We start from the raw sequence: 18,923 nt of genomic DNA on the forward strand, positions 1-18,923 counted from the left end.
TTTGTGCGTCGAACCTTCCACGCCCGTTCGTGCCGGCCGGTACCAGAGGAGCCGTCCGCAAGACGGCGGTCTTGCCGCGGCCAAACGGAGGCGCGCGCGCCTGCGCGCAGGCGCCGCGGACACACATGCGCGTGCCGCGCGACGCGGACCGTTCAGGCGAGGCCGAAGCGGCGGATCAGCCAGCCTTTCGCCACCTGCGTCAGTGCCATGTAGGCGAGCACGATCGCGGCGAGGTACGGCCAGAAACCGCCGGGCAGCGGCACGAAGCCGAACCAGGACGCCGCCGCCGAGAACGGCAGCATCATGCCGACCAGGCAGATCGTCGCCGTCGCCACGCGCAGCGGCAGGCTGGCCATGCTCTGCACGAACGGAATGCGCCCGGTGCGGATCACGTGCACGATCAGGGTCTGCGACAACAGCGACTCGACGAACCAGCCGGTCTGGAACAGCGCGGCGTGCGCGGCGTCGTTGACCCGGAACACGTACCACATCAGGCCGAACGTGGCGTAGTCGAAGAGCGAGCTGATCGGGCCGATGCACAGCACGAAGCGCGCGATCGCCCGCATGTCCCAGCTGCGCGGCCGGGCGACGTACTCCTCGTCGACTTCGTCGGTGGCGACCGCGGTCTGCGAGAAGTCGTACATCAGGTTGTTCAGCAGGATCTGCACCGGCGCCATCGGCAGGAACGGCAGCAGCGCGCTGGCGCCCAGCACGCTCAGCATGTTGCCGAAGTTGGAGCTGGCGGTCATCTTGATGTACTTGATGATGTTGCCGAAGACCTTGCGGCCCTCCTGCACGCCCTCCTCCAGCACGATCAGGCTCTTCTCCAGCAGGATGATGTCGGCGGAGGCCTTGGCGATGTCGACCGCGGTGTCGACGGAGATTCCGACGTCGGCCGCGCGCAGCGCCGGCCCGTCGTTGATGCCGTCGCCCATGAAGCCGACCACGTGGCCCTGCGCGCGCAGCGCGTCGATCACGCGCACCTTCTGCTGCGGATTGAGGCGGGCGAACAGCTGCGCCTCGCGCGCCGCCGCCGCCATCTCGCCATCGTCCATGCGGTCGATCTGCGGGCCGGTGACGACGCGGGCGACGTCGAGGCCCACCTGACGGCAGACGTTGCGCGCGACGATGTCGTTGTCGCCGGTGAGGATCTTCACCGCGATGCCGTGCGCCTGCAGCGCCTGGATCGCATCGGCGGCGCTGTCCTTGGGCGGATCGAGGAAGGCCATGAAGCCGACCAGGGTCAGGTCGCGCTCGTCGTCGCGGCCGTAGGCCTCGCGCGTCGGGCTGAGCTCGCGGATGCCGACGGCGATCACGCGGAAGCCGTCCTCGTTCAGCTCGCGGGCGACGCGGCGCACTTCGTCCAGGCGCTCTCGCGTCAGCGGCTGCACCTTGCCGCCGACGTCGACGTTGACCGAGATGCCGAGCATCTCCGCCACCGCGCCCTTGCTGACCAGCAGGTGGCGGCCATCGTGGTCGCGCACCACCACCGACATGCGCCGGCGCTCGAAGTCGAACGGCACCTCGTCGACCAGCGCGAAGTCGGCGATCATGCGCGCCGCGTCCTCCGCCTCGACGCGCTCCAGCACGGCGACGTCCAGCAGGTTGCGCAGGCCGGTCTGGTAGTGGCTGTTGAGGTAGGCGAGCTGCAGCACGCGCTCGTCTTCCTCGCCGTCGGCGCCGACGTGTCGCTCCAGGATCACCTTGTCCTGCGTCAGCGTGCCGGTCTTGTCGGTGCACAGCACGTCGATCGCGCCGAAGTCCTGGATCGCCGGCAGGCGCTTGACGATCACCTCCTTGCGCGCCATCGCCATCGCGCCCTTGGCGAGGTTGATGGTCACGATCATCGGCAGCATCTCCGGCGCCAGGCCGACCGACACCGCGATCGCGAACAGGAACGCCTCCAGCCAGTCGTGCTTGGCCCAGCCGTTGAGCACGAACACCAGCGGCACCATCACCGCCATGAAGCGCAGCATCAGCATGGCGAAGCGGCGCACGCCGATGTCGAAGCTGGTGGCCTGGCGCGGCGCGGTCAGCGCGCCGGCGAGCGCGCCGAAGCAGGTGTCGCGACCGGTGGCGACCACCACCGCCAGCGCGCTGCCGCTGACCACGTTCGAGCCCATGAAGCAGAGGTTGCGCGCCTCCAACGGCGCGCCGGCGTCGGCGTCGGCCGCGGCGAACTTCTCCACCGGCATCGACTCGCCGGTCAGGCTGGACTGGTTGACGAACAGGTCCTTGGCGGCGAGCAGGCGCACGTCCGCCGGCAGCATGTCGCCGGCGGCGAGCAGGATCACGTCGCCCGGCACCAGATCCTCGATCGGCAGTTCGACGCGGCCGGCGGTATCGCCCTCGCCCTGCCGGCGCACGGTGGCGGTGTTGCTGACCATCTCGCGCAGCGCCTCGACGGCCTTGTCGGAGCGGCGCTCCTGCACGTAGGACAGCACCACCGACATCGCCACCATGCCGGCCATGATGCCGGCGGCCACCTTGTCGTCGACGAAGAAGGTGACCACCGCCAGCGTCAGCAGCAGCACGTTCAGCGGCGTGGCCGCGCGCACGAACAGTTCGCGCAGGATGGAATCCTTGCGGTCGTTGCCGACGACGTTGGGGCCGTACCGTTCGAGCCGTGCCTCGGCCTCGGCGGCGTCGAGGCCGGCGGTGCGGCTGTCCAGCCGGGCCAGCGCCTCGTCCGCGCCGAGGCGCGCGATCTCGAGGAAGCGGCGCTGCTGTTCCGGCGCGACGCTCGGCGCGGCGCGGCCGCGCCCGTGGGCGCGCTCGGGAATCAGGGCCATCAGCGAAACCAGTTTGAGCATCGCGGACTCCAAACGAGATCATCCGCGCACGCCGCGCGCGCGCGGAAAAGACGGAGCCGCCGGTGTACTTCGATGGAGCGCTCCGCCGGTTCGACACCCCTCGGGGTGGACCGGCGTAAGCGGGTCAGCCGCGCGAGGGGGACTTCAGGTATGCAGGTCTAGGGCAACTGCAACTGTCCACGCAGACGGACCTCTTGCGGGAAGGATGCGCAAGGTTAAACGCGGTGGCGCAGGCGGTCAACGCCGTCGGCGCGATGCTTCGCGCAGGCGTTCAGCGACGGCGTCGAGAAAGCCCGGCGCAAGCTTCGCGTCGACCGGCAGGCTCCACCAGCGCGGCGCGGCGAACGGCCGGCACTTCACCGCGTCCTTCTCGGTCATCAGCACCGGCAGCGCATCGCCGAAGGCGAGATCGGCCGGCGCGAAGGCGTGGTGATCCGGGAACGGATGCGCGATCACCTCGATGCCGGCCGCGCGCAGGCCGGCGAAGAAGCGCCCGGGGTTGCCGATGCCGGCGACGGCGTGCACGCGCTGGCCGGCGAACGCGGCCAGCGGCCGCGGTCGTTCCGCGCCGACCAACGGTTCGACGTAACGCGCCTCCAGCGTCATCGCCACCTCGCCCGGCGCCGCGCTGCCGCCGTTGCAGACGCGGAAATCGACCGTCGCCAGGCGCGCCGGCGGCTCGCGCAACGGCCCGGCCGGCAGCAGGCGGCCGTTGCCGAAGCGGCGGTCGCCGTCGATCACGCAGATCTCCACGTCGCGCGCCAGCCGGTAGTGCTGCAGGCCGTCGTCGGCGATCACCGCGTCGACGCCCTGGGTCAGCAGCAGTCGCGCCGCGGCCGGGCGGTCCCTGCCGACCGCGACCGGCACGCCGGTGCGCGCGCGGATCAGGCAGGGTTCGTCGCCTTCCTCGCGCGGGTCGCTGCCGTCGTCGAGCAGGCGGTTGCCGCGGCGCGAGCCGCCGTAGCCGCGGCTGACCACGCCCGGACTGAAACCGCGCGCGCGCAGCCCCTGCGCCAGCGCGATCGTCAGCGGCGTCTTGCCGGTGCCGCCGGCGGTGAGGTTGCCGACCACCACCACCGGCAGCGGCAGGCGCTGCGCCGACAGCCAGCCGCGCCGGTACAGCGCGCGGCGCAGCGCGGTCGCGCCGCCGTACAGCGCGGCGACCGGCCGTGTCCACGGCGGCGGCGGCAGGTCGGCGTACCAGCGCTGCTGCAGGCGGTCCAGCCAGGCCATCGCCGCTCAGCCCGCCTGTTCGCGGAACTGCATGCGGTACAGCGCGGCGTAGTGTCCGCCGCGCGCCAGCAGCTCGGCGTGGCTGCCCTGTTCGACGATGCGGCCCTGGTCCAGCACGACGATGTTGTCGGCGTGCTCGACCGTCGACAGGCGGTGCGCGATCACCAGCGTGGTGCGGTTGCGCATCAGCCGCGCCAGCGCTTCCTGGATCAGCCGCTCGGATTCGGTGTCGAGCGCGGAGGTGGCCTCGTCCAGCACCAGGATGGGCGCGTTCTTCAGGATCGCGCGGGCGATGGCGATGCGCTGGCGCTGGCCGCCCGACAGCATCGCGCCGTTCTCGCCGACGCGGCTGTGGATGCCTTCCGGCAGGCGGCGGATGAATTCCATCGCGTTGGCCGCCTCGGCGGCGGCGACGATGTCGGCTTCGTCGGCGCCTTCCAGCGCGCCGTAGGCGATGTTGCGCGCGACGGTGTCGTCGAACAGCACCACGCTCTGGCCGACCCAGGCGATCTGCGCGCGCAGGCTCTCCAGCGTGTACTCGCCGAGCGGCCGGCCGTCGAGGCGGACCTCGCCGGCGCTCGGCTCGTGGAAACGCGGGATCAGGCTGGCCAGCGTCGACTTGCCGCTGCCGGAGCGGCCGACCAGCGCCGTCACCGAGCCGGCCGGGCAATGCAGGGAGACGCCGCGCAGCGCCGGCGTGCTGGCGCCGGCGTAGGTCAGGTGCACGTCGCGGAACTCGAACTCGCCGCGGCATCGCTCCAGCCGCACGCTGCCGGTGTCGCGCTCGGGCGGCGCGTCCAGCACGCCGAACAGCTCCTGCGCCGCGGCCACGCCGCGCTGGATGTTCGATTGCACCGTGGTCAGCCGCTTCAGGCACGGCAGGATGCCGCCCATCGCGAACAGCACCGAGGTGAACGTGCCGGGCGTGATCGACGGCAGCATCGACGGCCGCGTGGCGAAGAAGATGATCAACGCCAGCGCGATCGCCGCGAACAGCTGCACCGACGAGGTGGACACGCCGTTGGTCACCGCCACCTTCAGGTTCAGGCGGCGCGCGCGGTCGCTGACCTTGGCGAAGCGCTGCGATTCGTAGCGCTGGCCGCCGTAGATCTTCACCTCGCGGTGCGCGCCGACCACCTCCTCGACCACGCCGGTGACCGAGCCCATCTGCCCCTGGATGTTCTGCGCGATGCGCCGGTAGCGCCGGCCCACCGCGGAGACAATGCCGGCCACCGCCGGCACCATCACGAACAGCGCCAGCGTCAGCGGCGCGCTGGCCCACAACATCACGCCGACGTAGAACACCACCGACAGGCTGTCGGTGATCGCGCTCTTCAGCGCGTCGGTCGAGGCCGAGGCCACCTGCTCCGAGGTGTAGGTGATGCGGGCGATCTGGTGGCCGGTGGATTCGCCGTCGAAGAACGCCGCCGGCATGCGCAGGTACTTGTCGAACACCTGCTCGCGCATGCGCTGCACCAGGCCGCGGCCGACGTAGGCCATGCCGTAGTCGGTGACGAAGTTGCCGCAGGCGCGCACCAGGAAGATCGAGACGATGACGATCGGCATCCAGAAGATGACCACCGGATCGTGGCGCACGAACAGGTCGTCGACCATCGACTTGGAGATGCGCGCGAACAGGGCGAGGCCGGCGGCGTCGATCACCATGCCGAGGATCGCCAGCGCGCCGATCGCCTTGTACGGCCGCAGGTACCCCAGCAGGCGCCGGTACGCGGCGAGGCCGGAGCCGCCGCTGTCGAACGCCGCGCTCACTTGCCGCGCGGCTCCGCGGACGGCGTGGTGGCGATGCTGAGGCGGGTGAAGCCGAGCTGGGCCAGCGCGTCCATCGCCGTGACCACCGACTGGTGCGGCGTCATCGCGTCGGCGCGCAGCAGCACCGGGCGATCGTGGTCGTCGCCGGCCACTCTCGCGATCGCCTGCTTGAGGCTGTCGACATCGGTGCCCAGCACCTCGTCGGAGCCGACCGAGTAGTGGCCTTCGCGGTCGACCATCAGGATCAGGGCGTCGCGCTGGTCCTGGGCCGGCTGCGCGCTGGCCTCGGGCAATGTCACCTTCATGCGCGCGTGCTGCACGAAAGTGGTGGTCATCACGAAGAACATCAGCAGCGTGAGGAGCACGTCGATCAGCGAGATCACGTTGATCTCGAAATCGTCCTCGCGCCGCGCCTGGCCGATGCGCATGGCCCGCCCTCAGCGCGCCACCCGCGCGGGCGCCGGCGCGGACGCCACGGCCGGTTCGACGGGCGCGGTCAGCTCGTCCAGCAGCAGCGTCGCCTGCTGCTCCATCTCCACCACGTAGCCGGCCACGCGCGAACGGAAGTAGCGGTGCAGCGCATACGCCGGGATCGCCACCACCAGGCCGGTGGCGGTGCACACCAGCGCCTCGCCGATGCCGCCGGCCATCTTCAGCGGGTCGCCGACGCCGTTGACCATCACCGCGAGGAACATGCGGATCAGGCCGATCACCGTGCCCAGCAGGCCGAGCAGCGGCGAGATCAGCGCGATCGTGCCGAGCGTGTTGAGGAAGCGCTCCAGGCGGTGCACGACGTGGCGGCCGGTGTCCTCGATGCGTTCCTTGACGATGTCGCGCGAGCGGTTGCGCACCGCCAGCGCGCCGGCCAGCAGCTCGCCCAGCGGCGAGTTGTCGCGCAGCGCCTGCAGGTGCTCCGGATCGAGCTTGCGCGAACGCGCCCAGGTGCGCACCTGGTCGCCCAGGCCCGGCGGCATCACCGCGCGCCGGCGCAGCGTCCAGAACCGCTCGAGGATGATCGCCAGCGCGATCGCCGAACACAGCAGGATGGGCAGCATCGCCCAGCCGCCCGCCATCAGGATTTCGAGCACGCAACCCTCCGCCAACCGCCACATCGGATGCGAGGCCGCATCATACCAGCGAACCGGCGCCGGCCTGTGTCGCGGTTGGCAGTGCGCGCCGGCCTATTCGCGCCAGTAGCGACGGCTCTGCGCGCGCCAGGACTCGGGCGGCCGCGGCGGCGCGTCGGCGGGAAAGCGCACGCGCACGGCGCCGGCCCATGCGGTGTCCAGCAGCGGCACGCCGGCGGCGGCGTAGCGCGCCGACACTTCCGGGTGCGGATGGCCGAAACGGTTGCGCCAGCCGGCGGAGACGATCGCCCACGCCGGGCGCAGCGCGGCCAGGAACGGCGCCGACGAGGAGCTGCGGCTGCCGTGATGCGGCACCACCAGCACCAGCGGCGGACCGTCGCCGACGGCGGCGGCGATGCCGGGCTCGACGCTGGCGTCGACGTCGCTCGGCAGCAGCAAGCGGCCGCCGCCGCCCTCGACGAGCAGCACGCAGGCGCCGTCGTTGCCCGTCCTCGTCCCCGGCTCCCGCGGATACAGCATGCGGAAGCGCACGCCGTCCCAGGTCCAGGCCTGGCCGGCGCGGCACGGCGCCAGCGGCAGGACGCCGCGCGCGGGCTCGCCGCCCAGCAGCCGCGCCTGCGGGAAGGCCGCGGCCACGGCCGGCGCGCCGCCGGCGTGATCGTTGTCGCCGTGGCTGACCACCAGCGCGTCGAGGCCGCGCACGCCGAGCGCGTGCAACGCCGGCACCGCCACCGCGGCGCCGAGGTCGAAGCCGGACGCATAACGCGCGCCGGCATCGAACAGCAGCGCGTGCCCGCGCGTGCGCACCAGCACGGACAGGCCCTGCCCCACGTCCAGCACCACGGCCTCGAAGCCGCCCGGCGGCGGCAGCGCCGCGCGCGGCCACAGCAGCGGCAGGAACAGCAATGCGCCCAGCGCGCGCGCCGGCATGCCGCGCGGCAGCAGCAGCCACAGCGCCCCCAGCGAGGCCAGCGCGAACGCGGCCAGGCCGGGTTCGGGAAAATACCCGTGCGCGCAGGGCCAGGCCGCCATGCGTTCCAGCAGCCACCACTGCGCGCGCAGCAGCGCGGCGGCCAGATGCAGCAGCGGCACGCCCAGCGCGGGCAGCGGCAGCAGCAGCGCGGTCGCCAGCAGCGTCAGCGGCACGATCACGAAGCTGACGAACGGCATCGCGACCAGGTTGGCCAGCGGTCCGACCAGCGAACTCTGCCCGAAGAACCACACGCCGAGCGGCAGCAGCGCCACCGCCATCACGCCTTGCGCCGCGCCCAACTCGTGCACCAGCCCGCGCCAGCCGCGCGGCGCGCGCCCGATCACCAGCACCAGGAAGGCCACGCCGACGAACGACAGCCAGAAACCGGCCGACAGCACGGCCAGCGGGTCGGCCAGCAGGATCGCCGCCAGCGCCAGACCGAGCGTGTGCGCGGCTCCCGGCGCGCGCCGCGACAGCCGCGCCAGCGCCACCACGCCGATCATCAGCAGCGTGCGCAGGGTCGGCAGGCCCAGCCCCGCCAGCGCGCCGTAGGCGCACGCCGCCAGCAGCGCCGCCGGCGCCTCCGCCCGCGGCCGCGGCAGGCGTTCGCCCAGCGCCGGCCACAGCCGCCACAGGCCGCGCACCAGCCACGCCGCCAGCACGCCGGCCAGGCCGACGTGCAGCCCGGAGATCGCGATCAGGTGGCCGGTGCCGGTGGCGCGCAGCACGCTCCAGTCGGCGTCGTCGAGGCCGCGCTGGTCGCCGACCGCCAGCGCCTGCAGGAGGCGCGCGGTCGGCGCATCCTCCGGCAGCGCAGCGGCGATCGCCGCGGCGAGCCGCGCGCGCAGACGATCGACGCAGGGACTTTCGCCGAGCCGCCGGTGCGCGCCGTCGTCGCGCACGTAGCCGACGGCGACGATGCCGCGCTCCAGCGCGTGCCGCTCGCCGTCGAAGCCGCCGGGGTCGATCAGTCCGCGCGGCCGCTTCAGGCGCACGCGCAACGCCCAGCGCTCGCACGGCGCCAGCGCCGGCGCGCCGCCGTACCAGGCCAGGCGCACCAGGCCGCGCAGCGGCAGCGGCGCCCCGTCCAGCGCGGCGGATGTCACGCGCAGTTCGAAACGCGTTTCGTGCGCGCCGGCGCGCGGCAGGTCGTCGATCGCGCCGATCACGTCCACGTCGCGGCCCTCCAGCGCGCGCGGCAGGCGCGCGTCCAGGGCCAGATCGGCGCGCAGCGCGGCCCAGCCGAAGCCGGCCACGACGATCGCCGGCCACAACAGGCGCGGCCGCCGCCACGCCAGCAGCGGGGCGAGCAGGATCGCGATGACATCGACCGCGCGCGGCGGCAGCGCGGGCAGCGCCTGCACCGCCAGCACGCCGGCCAGCAGCGCGACGCCGGCCGCCAGCCCGCCGGGCGGCGCGTGCGACGACGGGCGTCCCTGCCCCGGCGCGGTCATGGCGGCGCTAGGTGGTCTTCGGCCGCTCGTGCAGGCGGCCGCCGGACAGTTCCAGCACGCGGTCCATGCGCGCGGCCAACCGCGGGTCGTGGGTGACCAGCACGAAACTGGTGCCGATCTCGCGGTTCAGTTCCAGCATCAGCGTGTAGACCTGCGCCGCGTTCTTCTCGTCGAGGTTGCCGGTCGGCTCGTCGCCGAGGATGCAGGCCGGCCGCGTCACCAGCGCGCGCGCCACCGCGCAGCGCTGGCGTTCGCCGCCGGACAGCTCGCCCGGCTTGTGCTCGAGGCGCGCGCCGAGCCCGACGCGCTCCAGCAGTTCCTGCGCGCGCTGCTTCGCCTCGGCGATCGGCGTGCCGCGGATCAGCAGCGGCATCGCCACGTTCTCCAGCGCGGTGAATTCCGGCAGCAGGTGGTGGAACTGGTAGATGAAGCCCAGCGAGCGGTTGCGCACACGGCCGCGCTCGGCGTCGGACAGCCTCGACAGCGTGCGCCCTTCGACTTCCACCTCGCCCGCGCTCAGCGTGTCGAGGCCGCCGAGGATGTGCAGCAGCGTGCTCTTGCCGGCGCCCGAGGCGCCGATGATCGCCAGCGTCTCGCCGCGGCGCAGGCTGAAGCTGACGTCGCCCAGCACCTCGGTGCGCAGCTTGCCTTCCTGGTAGGTCTTGGCCACGCGCTCGGCGCGCAGCACGATGTCGTTGCTCTCGCCCATGCGCGTCTCACTCATAGCGCAGCGCCTGCGCCGGCTCGGTGCGGGCGGCGCGGCGCGCCGGATAGATCGTCGCCAGCAGCGAGAACAGGAACGACAGCGAGGCGATCCAGCCGACGTCGCGCCAGTGCAGGTCGCTGGGCAGCTCGCTGATGTAGTAGACGTCCGGCGAGAGGAACACCACGCCGAAGGTGTGCTCGATCCATTTCACGATCGCCTCGAGGTTCAGCGCCAGCAGCACGCCGAACAGCACGCCCAGCGCGATGCCGATCAGCCCGACCAGCAGGCCCTGCACCATGAACACGCCCATGATGCTGCGCGGCGTGGCGCCGAGCGTGCGCAGGATGGCGATGTCGGCCTGCTTGTCGGTGACCAGCATCACCAGCGTCGAGACCAGGTTGAACGCGGCCACGGCGACGATCAGCGAGAGGATGATGAACATCACCTTCTTCTCCATCGACACGGCGCGGAAGAAGTTGGCGTGGCCCTGCATCCAGTCCTGCACGCGGTAGAGCTGGCCGAGCTGGTCGGCGAGATCGCGGGCGACGCCGTAGGCGCGGAACATGTCGTCGAGGCGCAGGCGGATGCCGGTGGGGCCGTTCATGTCGTACAGCCGCTCGGCGTCCTGCATGTGCATCACCGCGAGGCCCGAGTCGTACTCCTCCATGCCGGCCTCGAAGATGCCGACGACGGTGAAGCGGCGCAGCCGCGGCACCGCGCCGACCGGCGTGGCGCGCACCTGGTTGGCGGCGACCGCGATCACCTTGTCGCCGACGTCGACGCCGAGCTGCAGCGCGAGCTCGCGCCCGAGGATGATGCCGTAGCCGCCCGGCTTCAGGTCGGACAGGCGGCCCGCGACCATCTTGCGGTCGATGTCGGAGACGTTGGGCTCCATCTCCGGCAGCACGCCGCGGACGGCCGCGCCGGCGCCGTCGCGGCGCATGCCCTGCAGCAGCGCGAAGCCGTCGACGTAGGGCGCGGCGCCGAGCACGTGCCGGTTGGCCTTGGCGATGGCGATCGCGTGCGGCCAGTCCTGCACCGCCTCGCCGACGCCGGAGATGGTGGCGTGCGCGACCATGCCGAGGATGCGCGTGCGCAACTCCTTGTCGAAGCCGTTCATCACCGAGATCACCGCGATCAGCGCGGTCACGCCGACGGCGATGCCGAGCATCGACACCAGCGAGATGAACGAGATGAAGTGGTTGCGGCGCTTGGCGCGCGTGTAGCGCAGGCCGATGAAGAGCTCGAGCGGTCGGAACATGTCGGATGGGAGGTCGGCGGCGGAGCGCGCCGCTTCGGCAGAACCGGCGCCGGCTCTGGGACCACGGTGCGCGCGCAGAGTGCCGCAAAGCGCCATCGAGCGGCAAGCGGCGCCCGCCGCGCCGGCGCGTCAGACGATGCCCTGCCCCGCGCCCAGGCGCACGCGCAGGCGCCGCCGGGTGTCGGCGTCGAGATTGTCGGGCAGCAGCACCAGCGCGGCGCGCGAGCCCGCGCCCCAGGCCAGCCGCAGCACGATCAGCGGCCCCAGCACGCGCGCGCCGCGCAGCGTGCCGGCGGCATCCCGGCCGTCGGCCAGGGCGAGTTCGACGGCGCCGTCGCCGCGCAGGCGCAGCGCGCGCAACGGCGGGCGGCGCAGGCGCGCCACGTCGCGGATCGCATAGGCCACGGCAGCGACGGCCAGCGCGAAGCGCAGCCAGCCGGGCAGCCCGCTGCTCGCGATCGCCAGCACGGCGAGCGCGGCCACGGCCCACAGCGCCGCGATCAGCGCGCGCGACGGCCGGTACTCAAAGCCGATGGTGGGCGCGGATTTCATCGACGATCGCCTGCCAGCGCGGATCGTCCGGGCGGGCGTGGCCCATCAGCCAGTCCCAGACGTCCGGATCCTGGCGCTCCAGCAGCGTCTCGAAGGCCGCGCGCGCGTCGGCGTCGGCGGACGCGTAGCGCTGCGCCAGCCACCAGCCGAGCAGCGCGTCGAGCTCCTTGGTGCCGCGCCGGCAGCGCCAGCGCAGGCGGCGCAGGCGGGCGTCGTCGTCCGCGGTCATGCTGTCGTCCCGGCGTCAGGTGCGACGCTGGATGATCAGCTTCTTGATCTCGGCGATCGCCTTGGCCGGGTTCAGGCCCTTCGGACAGGTGCGCGTGCAGTTGAGGATGGTGTGGCAGCGGTACAGGCGGAAGGAGTCCTCGAGTTCGTCGAGGCGCGCGCCGGTATCCTCGTCGCGCGAATCCACCACCCAGCGGTAGGCCTGCAGCAGCACCGCGGGGCCGAGGTAGCGGTCGCCGTTCCACCAGTGGCTCGGGCAGCCGGCGGTGCAACTGCCGCACAGGATGCACTCGTACAGGCCGTCCAGCTTCCTGCGGTCCTCGGGCGACTGCAGGCGCTCGCGGTCGGCCGGCGGCGCGCTCTGCGTGCGCAGCCACGGCCGGATCGAGGCGAACTGCGCGTAGAAGTGCGTCAGGTCGGGCACCAGGTCCTTCACCACCGGCATCGCCGGCAGCGGGTAGATGTGCACCTCGCCGCCCCTGCAGTCGCCGATCGCCTTGGTGCAGGCCAGCGTGTTGGTGCCGTCGATGTTCATCGCGCACGAGCCGCACACGCCCTCGCGACAGGAGCGCCGGAAGGTCAGCGTCGAGTCGATCTCGTTCTTGATCTTGATCAGCGCGTCCAGGACCATCGGCCCGCAACTGGCGAGATCGACCTCGAAGGTGTCCATGCGCGGGTTCTGCCCGTCGTCCGGGTTCCAGCGGTACACCTTGAACACGCGCACCTGCTTCGCGCCGGGCTTGGCCGGGAAATGCTTGCCGGGCTGGATCCTGGAATTCTTGGGTAGCGTGAACTCGGCCATGAGAAGTCCTCAATCGATATCCTGGCGGCCGCCGCGCCGCGCGCATCGCCGTCCGCCCGCGCCGCCTTGTCGCGGCAGCGGGACCCTCATCAGTAGACGCGCTTCTTCGGCGGAATCGGCTTGACCTCGTCGGTGAGCGTGTAGTCGTGCACCGGCCGGTAGCCGAAGCGCACGTTGCTCTTGTCGTCCACCCAGCACAGCGTGTGCTTCATCCAGTTCTCGTCGTCGCGCTCGGGGAAATCCTCGCGGGCGTGGGCGCCGCGGCTCTCGGTGCGCTGCTCGGCGGAGAACATGGTGGCGACGGCCTGGCCGAGCAGGTTGTCCAGCTCCAGCGTCTCGACCAGATCGGAGTTCCACACCAGCGAGCGGTCGCTGATGCGCACGTCGGCGAACGAGGCGCGCACCTCGGCGATCTTCCTGCACCCCTCCTTCAGCGACTCGCCGGTGCGGAACACCGCGGCGTCGCGCTGCATGGTGCGCTGCATGTTCAGGCGGATCTCCGCGGTCGGCGTCGAACCGTTGGCGTGGCGGATCGCGTCGAAGCGGCCGAGCGCCTTGTCCAGCACGCTGGCCGGCAGGTCCTTGTGCGGCGCGCCCGGCTTGATCACCTCGGCGCAGCGGTTGGCCACCGCACGGCCGAACACCACCAGGTCGAGCAGCGAATTCGAGCCGAGACGGTTGGCGCCGTGCACCGACACGCAGGCCGCCTCGCCCACCGCGAACAGGCCCGGCACGACGGCATCGGGGTTGCCGTCCTTCAGCTGCACCACCTCGCCGTGATAGTTGGTCGGGATGCCGCCCATGTTGTAATGCACGGTCGGCAGCACCGGGATCGGCTCCTTGGTGACGTCGACGCCGGCGAAGATGCGCGCGCTCTCGGAAATGCCCGGCAGCCGTTCGTGCAGCACCTCGGGGCCGAGATGCTGCAGGTTCAGGTGGATGTGGTCGGCGTGCTCGCCGACGCCGCGGCCTTCGCGGATCTCGATGGTCATCGCGCGGCTGACCACGTCGCGCGAGGCGAGATCCTTGGCGTTCGGCGCGTAGCGTTCCATGAAGCGCTCGCCCTTCGAATTGGTGAGGTAGCCGCCCTCGCCGCGCGCGCCCTCGGTGATCAGGCAGCCGGCGCCGTAGATGCCGGTGGGGTGGAACTGCACGAATTCCATGTCCTGCAGCGCCAGGCCCGCGCGCAGCGCCATGCCGCCGCCGTCGCCGGTACAGGTGTGCGCCGAGGTGCAGGAGAAGTAGGCGCGGCCGTAGCCGCCGGTCGCCAGCACCACGGCGTGGCCGCGGAAGAAGTGCAGCGTGCCTTCGTTGAGGTCCAGCGCCAGCACGCCGCGGCACACGCCCTCGCCGTCGAACACGAGGTCGGTGGCGAAGTACTCGATGAAGAACTGCGCCTGGTGCGCCAGCGACTGCTGGTACAGCGTGTGCAGCATGGCGTGGCCGGTGCGGTCGGCGGCGGCGCAGGTGCGCTGCGCCTTGCCCTCGCCGTAGTGCGTGGTCATGCCGCCGAACGGGCGCTGGTAGATCTTGCCTTCCTCGGTGCGCGAGAACGGCACGCCGTAGTGCTCGAGCTCGATCACCGCCGGGATCGCCTCGCGGCACATGTATTCGATGGCGTCCTGGTCGCCCAGCCAGTCCGACCCCTTCACGGTGTCGTACATGTGCCAGCGCCAGTCGTCCTCGCCCATGTTGCCGAGCGCGGCGGAAATGCCGCCCTGCGCCGCCACGGTGTGCGAGCGCGTCGGGAACACCTTGGTGACGCAGGCCGTCTGCAGGCCCTTCTGGGCGAGGCCGAACGTGGCGCGCAGGCCGGCGCCGCCGGCGCCGACCACCACCACGTCGTACTTGTGCTGCTGGATCTTGTAGCTTTCCATCATCCGGGCCTCAGCTCCCCAGCGCGACGCGGAGCACGGCCAGCGCGCAGGCCAGCGCGCCGAGCACCGCAAGGAATTTCACCAGCGCCAGCAGGACGATTTCCCGCCAGCGCACGTGTACATAGTCCTCGATCACCACCTGCAGGCCGAGCTGGGCGTGCCAGAACATCGTCGAGGTGAAGGCGATCATCAGCACCGCGTTCCACGGCCGCGCCAACGCCGCGCGCGCGGTCGCGTAGTCGGCGTGCAGCAACGAAAGCACCAGCCAGACGAACCACAGGCCGAGCGCGACCAGCGCCGCCGCGGTCAGGCGCTGCGTCCACCAGTGCGACGCGCCGTCCCTGGCCGAGCCGAGACCGCGCGCCCGCGCCAGCGGCGTGCGCATCGGCGAACCCATGCGTTCGTATTTCATGCCGCACCTCCCCGCACCAGCACGCAGGCCCAGACCAGCGCCGTCAGCACGATGCTGCCGATCGCCGCGAGCCAGCTCGAGCGCACGAACTGCTCGATGCGGAAGCCCATGCCGGCGTCCTGCAGCAGGTGCCGGATGCCGTTGCAGAGGTGGTAGAACAGCGACCAGCTCCAGCCGAGCAGCAGGACCTGACCGACCGGATGCGCGAGGAACGCGCGGAAATTCGCGAAGCCGGCCTCGCCCGCGGCCAGCGCGAAGAGGCCGCAGATCACCAGCAGCGTGCCGACCGAGAGCGCGACGCCGGTCGCGCGGTGCAGGATCGAAGTGACCATCTGCACCTGCCACCTGTAGACCTGCAGGTGCGGCGAGAGCGGTCGTTCCATCTGGGTCATGACGACAGTCCTTCCGGGTTGCGCGTGACGCCGTTCCGCTCCATCGCCGCGACGCGCGCGATCCGCGCGCACCGCCGGATGCGCTCAGAAATCGATGCAGCGGCCGTTCTTCTCCCAGTCGCCGTAGCGGGTGGGATCGGGCCGCGGCCGCGACTGCTCCGCATCCGGCGCCTTGGCGGGGGCGGACGCGGGCGACGGCTCCGCCTGCGCGGGCCGCGTGCCGTCGACGGGCTTTGAAGTCGGTTCGGACATAGGCGTGAAGCGGCGGAAGGTTAATACCAGGCGCAGACCAACACAACTGCGCGCGGCCGGTGCGCGGGACGCTCCGATGCATTTCCGGCGCGCCGGTTCGACAGACGGCCGGTCTCCCTTCGCCGACGCGCCGCGATCCGCGCGCAGACAGCGCCGGCGACGCCTACGTAGAATGCATCGGCACATCCTTGACCTTTCCGCGCATGTCCACCGACACCGTTTCCGCGGCCGGACTCGGTCGCGCCGAACTCCTCCTGATCGAAGGCAGCGACGCGCTCGCGTTCGCGCACGCGCAATTCAGCAGCGATCTGCACGCACTCGACGCGGGACGCTGGCAATGGAGCGCCTGGCTCGACGCGCAGGGACGCGTGCGCGCGCTGATGCAGCTCGGCCGCATCGACGCGACGCGTTGCGTCGCCCTGCTGCGCGGCGGAGAAGCGGCGACGCTGGTCGAAGCGTTGCGCCGCTACGTCTTCCGCTCGAAGGTCGCGCTGACGCCGTTGTCCGCGCGGCACCTCGCCGCCGGTCCGGCGATCGACATGCACGCGCTGCGCGTCGACGGCGAGAACTTCGAATTCGGGCTCGGCGCGCGCAGCCTGCGCGCGACGCCGACGGCCCACGCGGAAAACGCCGCGCATGCCGATGCGTTCCGTCTCGCCGACGTGCGCGCCGGCTGGCCGTGGCTGCCGCCGGCCGCGCTCGACGTCTACGTGCCGCAGGCGCTGGGGCTCGACCGGCTCGGCGCGATCGCCTGGGACAAGGGCTGCTACCCCGGCCAGGAGATCGTCGCGCGCCTGCGCTATCGCGGCGGACTCAAACGCCATTTGTGGCGCATCGGCAGCACCGCCGCCATCGCCGCCGGCGCCGCGCTGACGTGCGACGGCGAGCCCTGCGGACTGGCGCTGAATGCGGCGACGACGGGCGGCGGCGCCGAGGCCCTCGCGGTGCTGCACCGGGAACTGCCCGCCGGCTCGGCGCTGCAGGCCGGCGGATCGACGGCCGCACTGCTGCAATGCCTGACGGCCTGAACCGACGGCCGTCCCGCCTCCGGCGCCGTTGCGGCGACGCGGCGCGTTGCCGCCGCGACTTCGCTCGATGAGCGCATGTTGAACGAATTTCGCCGTCACTGTTTCATGCCTGCAACAATGCCGATGCCGACTGCGGGCTGAATGCGGCCCTCCGTCGGGTTGCCAAACCGCATCGGCGTGGGCTAGCCTTGCGCAAATGCCTCGGCGGCGCGCTCCATGCGCGCGCCGCCGGTGCGGCGAAACGGAAGTCCGTATCGCTGCACACGCTGGCAAGACGCCAGCCGGATCCGCCCGCGCAAGCGCGGGCATCGCTTCGGGGAGCAGCCGGCCCTTCATGCCCGGCAGACCCGCTCCCGGCGCAGATCACAGCGGCCACCCAGAGCCGCGCACGACAGGACAAGCCGCTCGATGCGGCTCAGGAAACGGCGTCCGCTGCCCGCGAGGGCCGGACGGCACGTAACTGGCGGAACGGGCTGCCCGTCCGCCGCCCAGGCGTGTGCGTGTCCGGCAATGGACATGCGCGCGTACAGCGAGGAGGCAGGACATGAAACTTTCCTGGCTGCTTTGGCTGGCATCCGTACTGCCGCAGCCGCTCGCCGACCAGACTTGTCTGGCGACGACCGTGTACCTCGAAGCGCGCAGCGAGCCGGCGCTGGGCCAGCTCGCCGTCGCCGAGGTGGCGCTGCGCCGGCGCGATCGCGGCCGCTGGGGCGACAACGTGTGCGCCGTGGTTTCCGCGCCGCGCCAGTTCGCCGTCACGACGACGCCGAAAAGCTTCGAGATCGCCAACGTGCCGGCATGGAACAAGGCGTGGCGCATCGCCGGCGAGGCGCTGACGATGTGGCAGCAGCCGCGCGGCAAGCGCGTGGTGGTGGTGCCGATGGCCGATCACTTCGTCAAGCTGGACGAGGCCCAGCCCGAGTGGGCGAAGGGCGCGCCGCTGGCGAGGATCGGCGAGCACAGCTTCTTCGCCGTCAATTGATCCCGAGACACGCAACTCGAGCGCGACGCCGCGGCACCGACGCGGCGCACGAAAAAAGCTCCCCGCCGGGGAGCTTTTTTGTCGGCGGCACGCGCCCGCGAAAATGCCATCAATGGAAAACCGCACGCGGGATGGCCGCTATCGCGGGAATGCCGGATGGTTCGGATGATCCTCAGCGCAAGCGATATACGCGATCGTTGCGGATCTCGACGTAATCGCCTTCGCGTATGCCGGCGGGCGGCTCGCGCTGCGTGACCGAGGCGAGACGGCCGTCATCCAGCCGCACCTCGATGCGCCACGCGCTCTCCTCGGTGCCGTTGCGTTCGCCGACCGCTTGGCCGATCGCGCCGCCGGCGACGGCGCCGGCGACGGTCGCGGCCTTGCGGCCGTCGCCCTTGCCGACCTGGTTGCCGAGCGCGCCGCCGACCAGGGCGCCGATCACCGTGCCGAGCGTCGCGTGGTCGCGCCGCACGTAGACCTGCTCGATGTCACGCACCACGCCGCAGTTGCCGCACACATGCCGCTCGTAGCCGTAGCCGCGGTCGTAGCCGTCGCTGGCGCAACCGGCGCCGCCGAGGCTGGCCGCGGCGGCGGCCGCGGCCAGCATCAGGCGACAGCATCGAACGACGCGCATCACGGCGATCCCGCGGCGTCAGCCGTTGTCGCTGCCCGTGCCCGCATCGGCGAGCGTGCCTTCTTCCTTGTCCACCGGCAGCTTGCTGCCGACGCCCGGATCGTGGTCCATGCGCACGTGCTTGGTGACGCCGTTGTAGTCGTACTCGACGTCGTAGGCGACCGTCTTCTCCGTCTTGTCGGTGACGGTGTTGCAGCGCGTCTCGGTGGTCGTGTAGGTGTTGTTTTCCTGGTGGCTCTTCTGGATCTCGTGGCCGGCGTAGCCGCCCGCCGCGGCGCCGGCGATCGTGGCCAGGGTCTTGCCCTTGCCGCCGCCCACCTGGTTGCCCAGCAGGCCGCCGGCGATCGCGCCGATCGCCGTGCCGGCGATCTGATGGGTGTCCTTCACCGGCTTGGTGTGCGTCACCACCTCGTCGTGGCAGACCTGACGCGGCTTGGAAACCGTCTCCTTGACCGGCTTGACGCCG

Annotated in this window: 19 protein-coding genes; 2 read left to right on the top strand and 17 right to left on the bottom strand. The window is 71.7% G+C overall.

The window, feature by feature from the left end; translation table 11 throughout:
- Positions 1-152 precede the first annotated feature (152 nt).
- From mgtA to MBSD_RS13725, 15 genes are all read right to left on the bottom strand, one after another.
- Positions 153-2,813 (bottom strand): magnesium-translocating P-type ATPase, encoded by a 2,661-nt coding sequence (gene mgtA, locus MBSD_RS13655; protein ID WP_062537850.1) that lies wholly within the window; start codon positions 2,811-2,813, stop codon positions 153-155.
- Positions 2,814-3,050: 237 nt separating this feature from the next.
- Positions 3,051-4,046 (bottom strand): tetraacyldisaccharide 4'-kinase, encoded by a 996-nt coding sequence (gene lpxK, locus MBSD_RS13660; protein ID WP_062537851.1) that lies wholly within the window; start codon positions 4,044-4,046, stop codon positions 3,051-3,053.
- Between the two features lie 6 nt (positions 4,047-4,052).
- Entirely contained in the window at positions 4,053-5,816 is a 1,764-nt protein-coding gene (msbA, locus tag MBSD_RS13665) for a lipid A export permease/ATP-binding protein MsbA (RefSeq protein WP_062537852.1), read from the bottom strand.
- Positions 5,813-6,244 carry an ExbD/TolR family protein gene (locus MBSD_RS13670; RefSeq protein WP_062537853.1) on the bottom strand — a complete coding sequence of 144 codons (432 nt, stop codon included), beginning with the start codon at positions 6,242-6,244 and terminating at the stop codon, positions 5,813-5,815. Before MBSD_RS13670 ends, msbA begins: the two co-directional genes overlap by 4 nt.
- Positions 6,245-6,253: 9 nt before the next feature.
- Positions 6,254-6,904 (bottom strand): MotA/TolQ/ExbB proton channel family protein, encoded by a 651-nt coding sequence (locus MBSD_RS13675; protein ID WP_237071819.1) that lies wholly within the window; start codon positions 6,902-6,904, stop codon positions 6,254-6,256.
- A gap of 93 nt (positions 6,905-6,997) precedes the next feature.
- Entirely contained in the window at positions 6,998-9,331 is a 2,334-nt protein-coding gene (locus tag MBSD_RS13680) for a DNA internalization-related competence protein ComEC/Rec2 (protein ID WP_062537854.1), read from the bottom strand.
- Positions 9,332-9,338: 7 nt separating this feature from the next.
- Entirely contained in the window at positions 9,339-10,055 is a 717-nt protein-coding gene (gene lolD, locus MBSD_RS13685) for a lipoprotein-releasing ABC transporter ATP-binding protein LolD (RefSeq protein WP_114693282.1), read from the bottom strand.
- Complete coding sequence (locus MBSD_RS13690; protein WP_062537856.1) at positions 10,048-11,298, bottom strand: lipoprotein-releasing ABC transporter permease subunit; 1,251 nt, start codon at positions 11,296-11,298, stop codon at positions 10,048-10,050. Before MBSD_RS13690 ends, lolD begins: the two co-directional genes overlap by 8 nt.
- 129 nt (positions 11,299-11,427) lie before the next feature.
- Positions 11,428-11,850 (bottom strand): protein YgfX, encoded by a 423-nt coding sequence (locus MBSD_RS13695; RefSeq protein WP_062537857.1) that lies wholly within the window; start codon positions 11,848-11,850, stop codon positions 11,428-11,430.
- Entirely contained in the window at positions 11,822-12,079 is a 258-nt protein-coding gene (locus MBSD_RS13700; protein WP_062537858.1) for an FAD assembly factor SdhE, read from the bottom strand. Before MBSD_RS13700 ends, MBSD_RS13695 begins: the two co-directional genes overlap by 29 nt.
- Before the next feature lie 15 nt (positions 12,080-12,094).
- Positions 12,095-12,880: a succinate dehydrogenase iron-sulfur subunit gene (locus tag MBSD_RS13705; RefSeq protein ID WP_062537859.1), complete on the bottom strand. Its 786-nt coding sequence runs from the start codon at positions 12,878-12,880 to the stop codon at positions 12,095-12,097.
- Positions 12,881-12,969: 89 nt separating this feature from the next.
- The gene (gene sdhA, locus MBSD_RS13710) at positions 12,970-14,757 is read right to left on the bottom strand and encodes a succinate dehydrogenase flavoprotein subunit (RefSeq protein ID WP_062537860.1); all 1,788 of its coding nucleotides are present in this window, start codon (positions 14,755-14,757) and stop codon (positions 12,970-12,972) included.
- Between the two features lie 10 nt (positions 14,758-14,767).
- Positions 14,768-15,169 carry a succinate dehydrogenase, hydrophobic membrane anchor protein gene (gene sdhD, locus MBSD_RS13715; protein ID WP_062537861.1) on the bottom strand — a complete coding sequence of 134 codons (402 nt, stop codon included), beginning with the start codon at positions 15,167-15,169 and terminating at the stop codon, positions 14,768-14,770.
- A complete protein-coding gene (sdhC, locus tag MBSD_RS13720) occupies positions 15,166-15,561 on the bottom strand; it encodes a succinate dehydrogenase, cytochrome b556 subunit (RefSeq protein ID WP_062537862.1) in 396 nt (131 codons plus the stop codon). Before sdhC ends, sdhD begins: the two co-directional genes overlap by 4 nt.
- Before the next feature lie 84 nt (positions 15,562-15,645).
- Complete coding sequence (locus MBSD_RS13725) at positions 15,646-15,813, bottom strand: DUF1674 domain-containing protein (protein ID WP_082306683.1); 168 nt, start codon at positions 15,811-15,813, stop codon at positions 15,646-15,648.
- 203 nt (positions 15,814-16,016) lie between these two features.
- Between MBSD_RS13725 and ygfZ the strand changes: the two genes are divergently transcribed.
- Together ygfZ and MBSD_RS13735 are read left to right on the top strand one after the other, a co-directional pair.
- Positions 16,017-16,841, top strand: coding sequence for a CAF17-like 4Fe-4S cluster assembly/insertion protein YgfZ (ygfZ, locus tag MBSD_RS13730; protein ID WP_062537863.1), 825 nt, complete (start codon positions 16,017-16,019; stop codon positions 16,839-16,841).
- Between the two features lie 544 nt (positions 16,842-17,385).
- On the top strand, positions 17,386-17,823 hold the full coding sequence (locus tag MBSD_RS13735; protein WP_062537864.1) for a cell wall hydrolase: 438 nt from the start codon (positions 17,386-17,388) through the stop codon (positions 17,821-17,823).
- A gap of 172 nt (positions 17,824-17,995) precedes the next feature.
- On the opposite strand, the gene MBSD_RS13740 is transcribed toward MBSD_RS13735, so the two are convergent.
- Positions 17,996-18,457: a glycine zipper 2TM domain-containing protein gene (locus tag MBSD_RS13740; protein WP_187300690.1), complete on the bottom strand. Its 462-nt coding sequence runs from the start codon at positions 18,455-18,457 to the stop codon at positions 17,996-17,998.
- A gap of 18 nt (positions 18,458-18,475) precedes the next feature.
- Positions 18,476-18,923, bottom strand: a 448-nt coding sequence (locus MBSD_RS13745; RefSeq protein ID WP_062537866.1) for a glycine zipper 2TM domain-containing protein, incomplete at its 5' end; no start/stop codon positions are given.

This window comes from Mizugakiibacter sediminis (assembly GCF_000953855.2).
Lineage (GTDB): Bacteria > Pseudomonadota > Gammaproteobacteria > Xanthomonadales > Rhodanobacteraceae > Mizugakiibacter > Mizugakiibacter sediminis.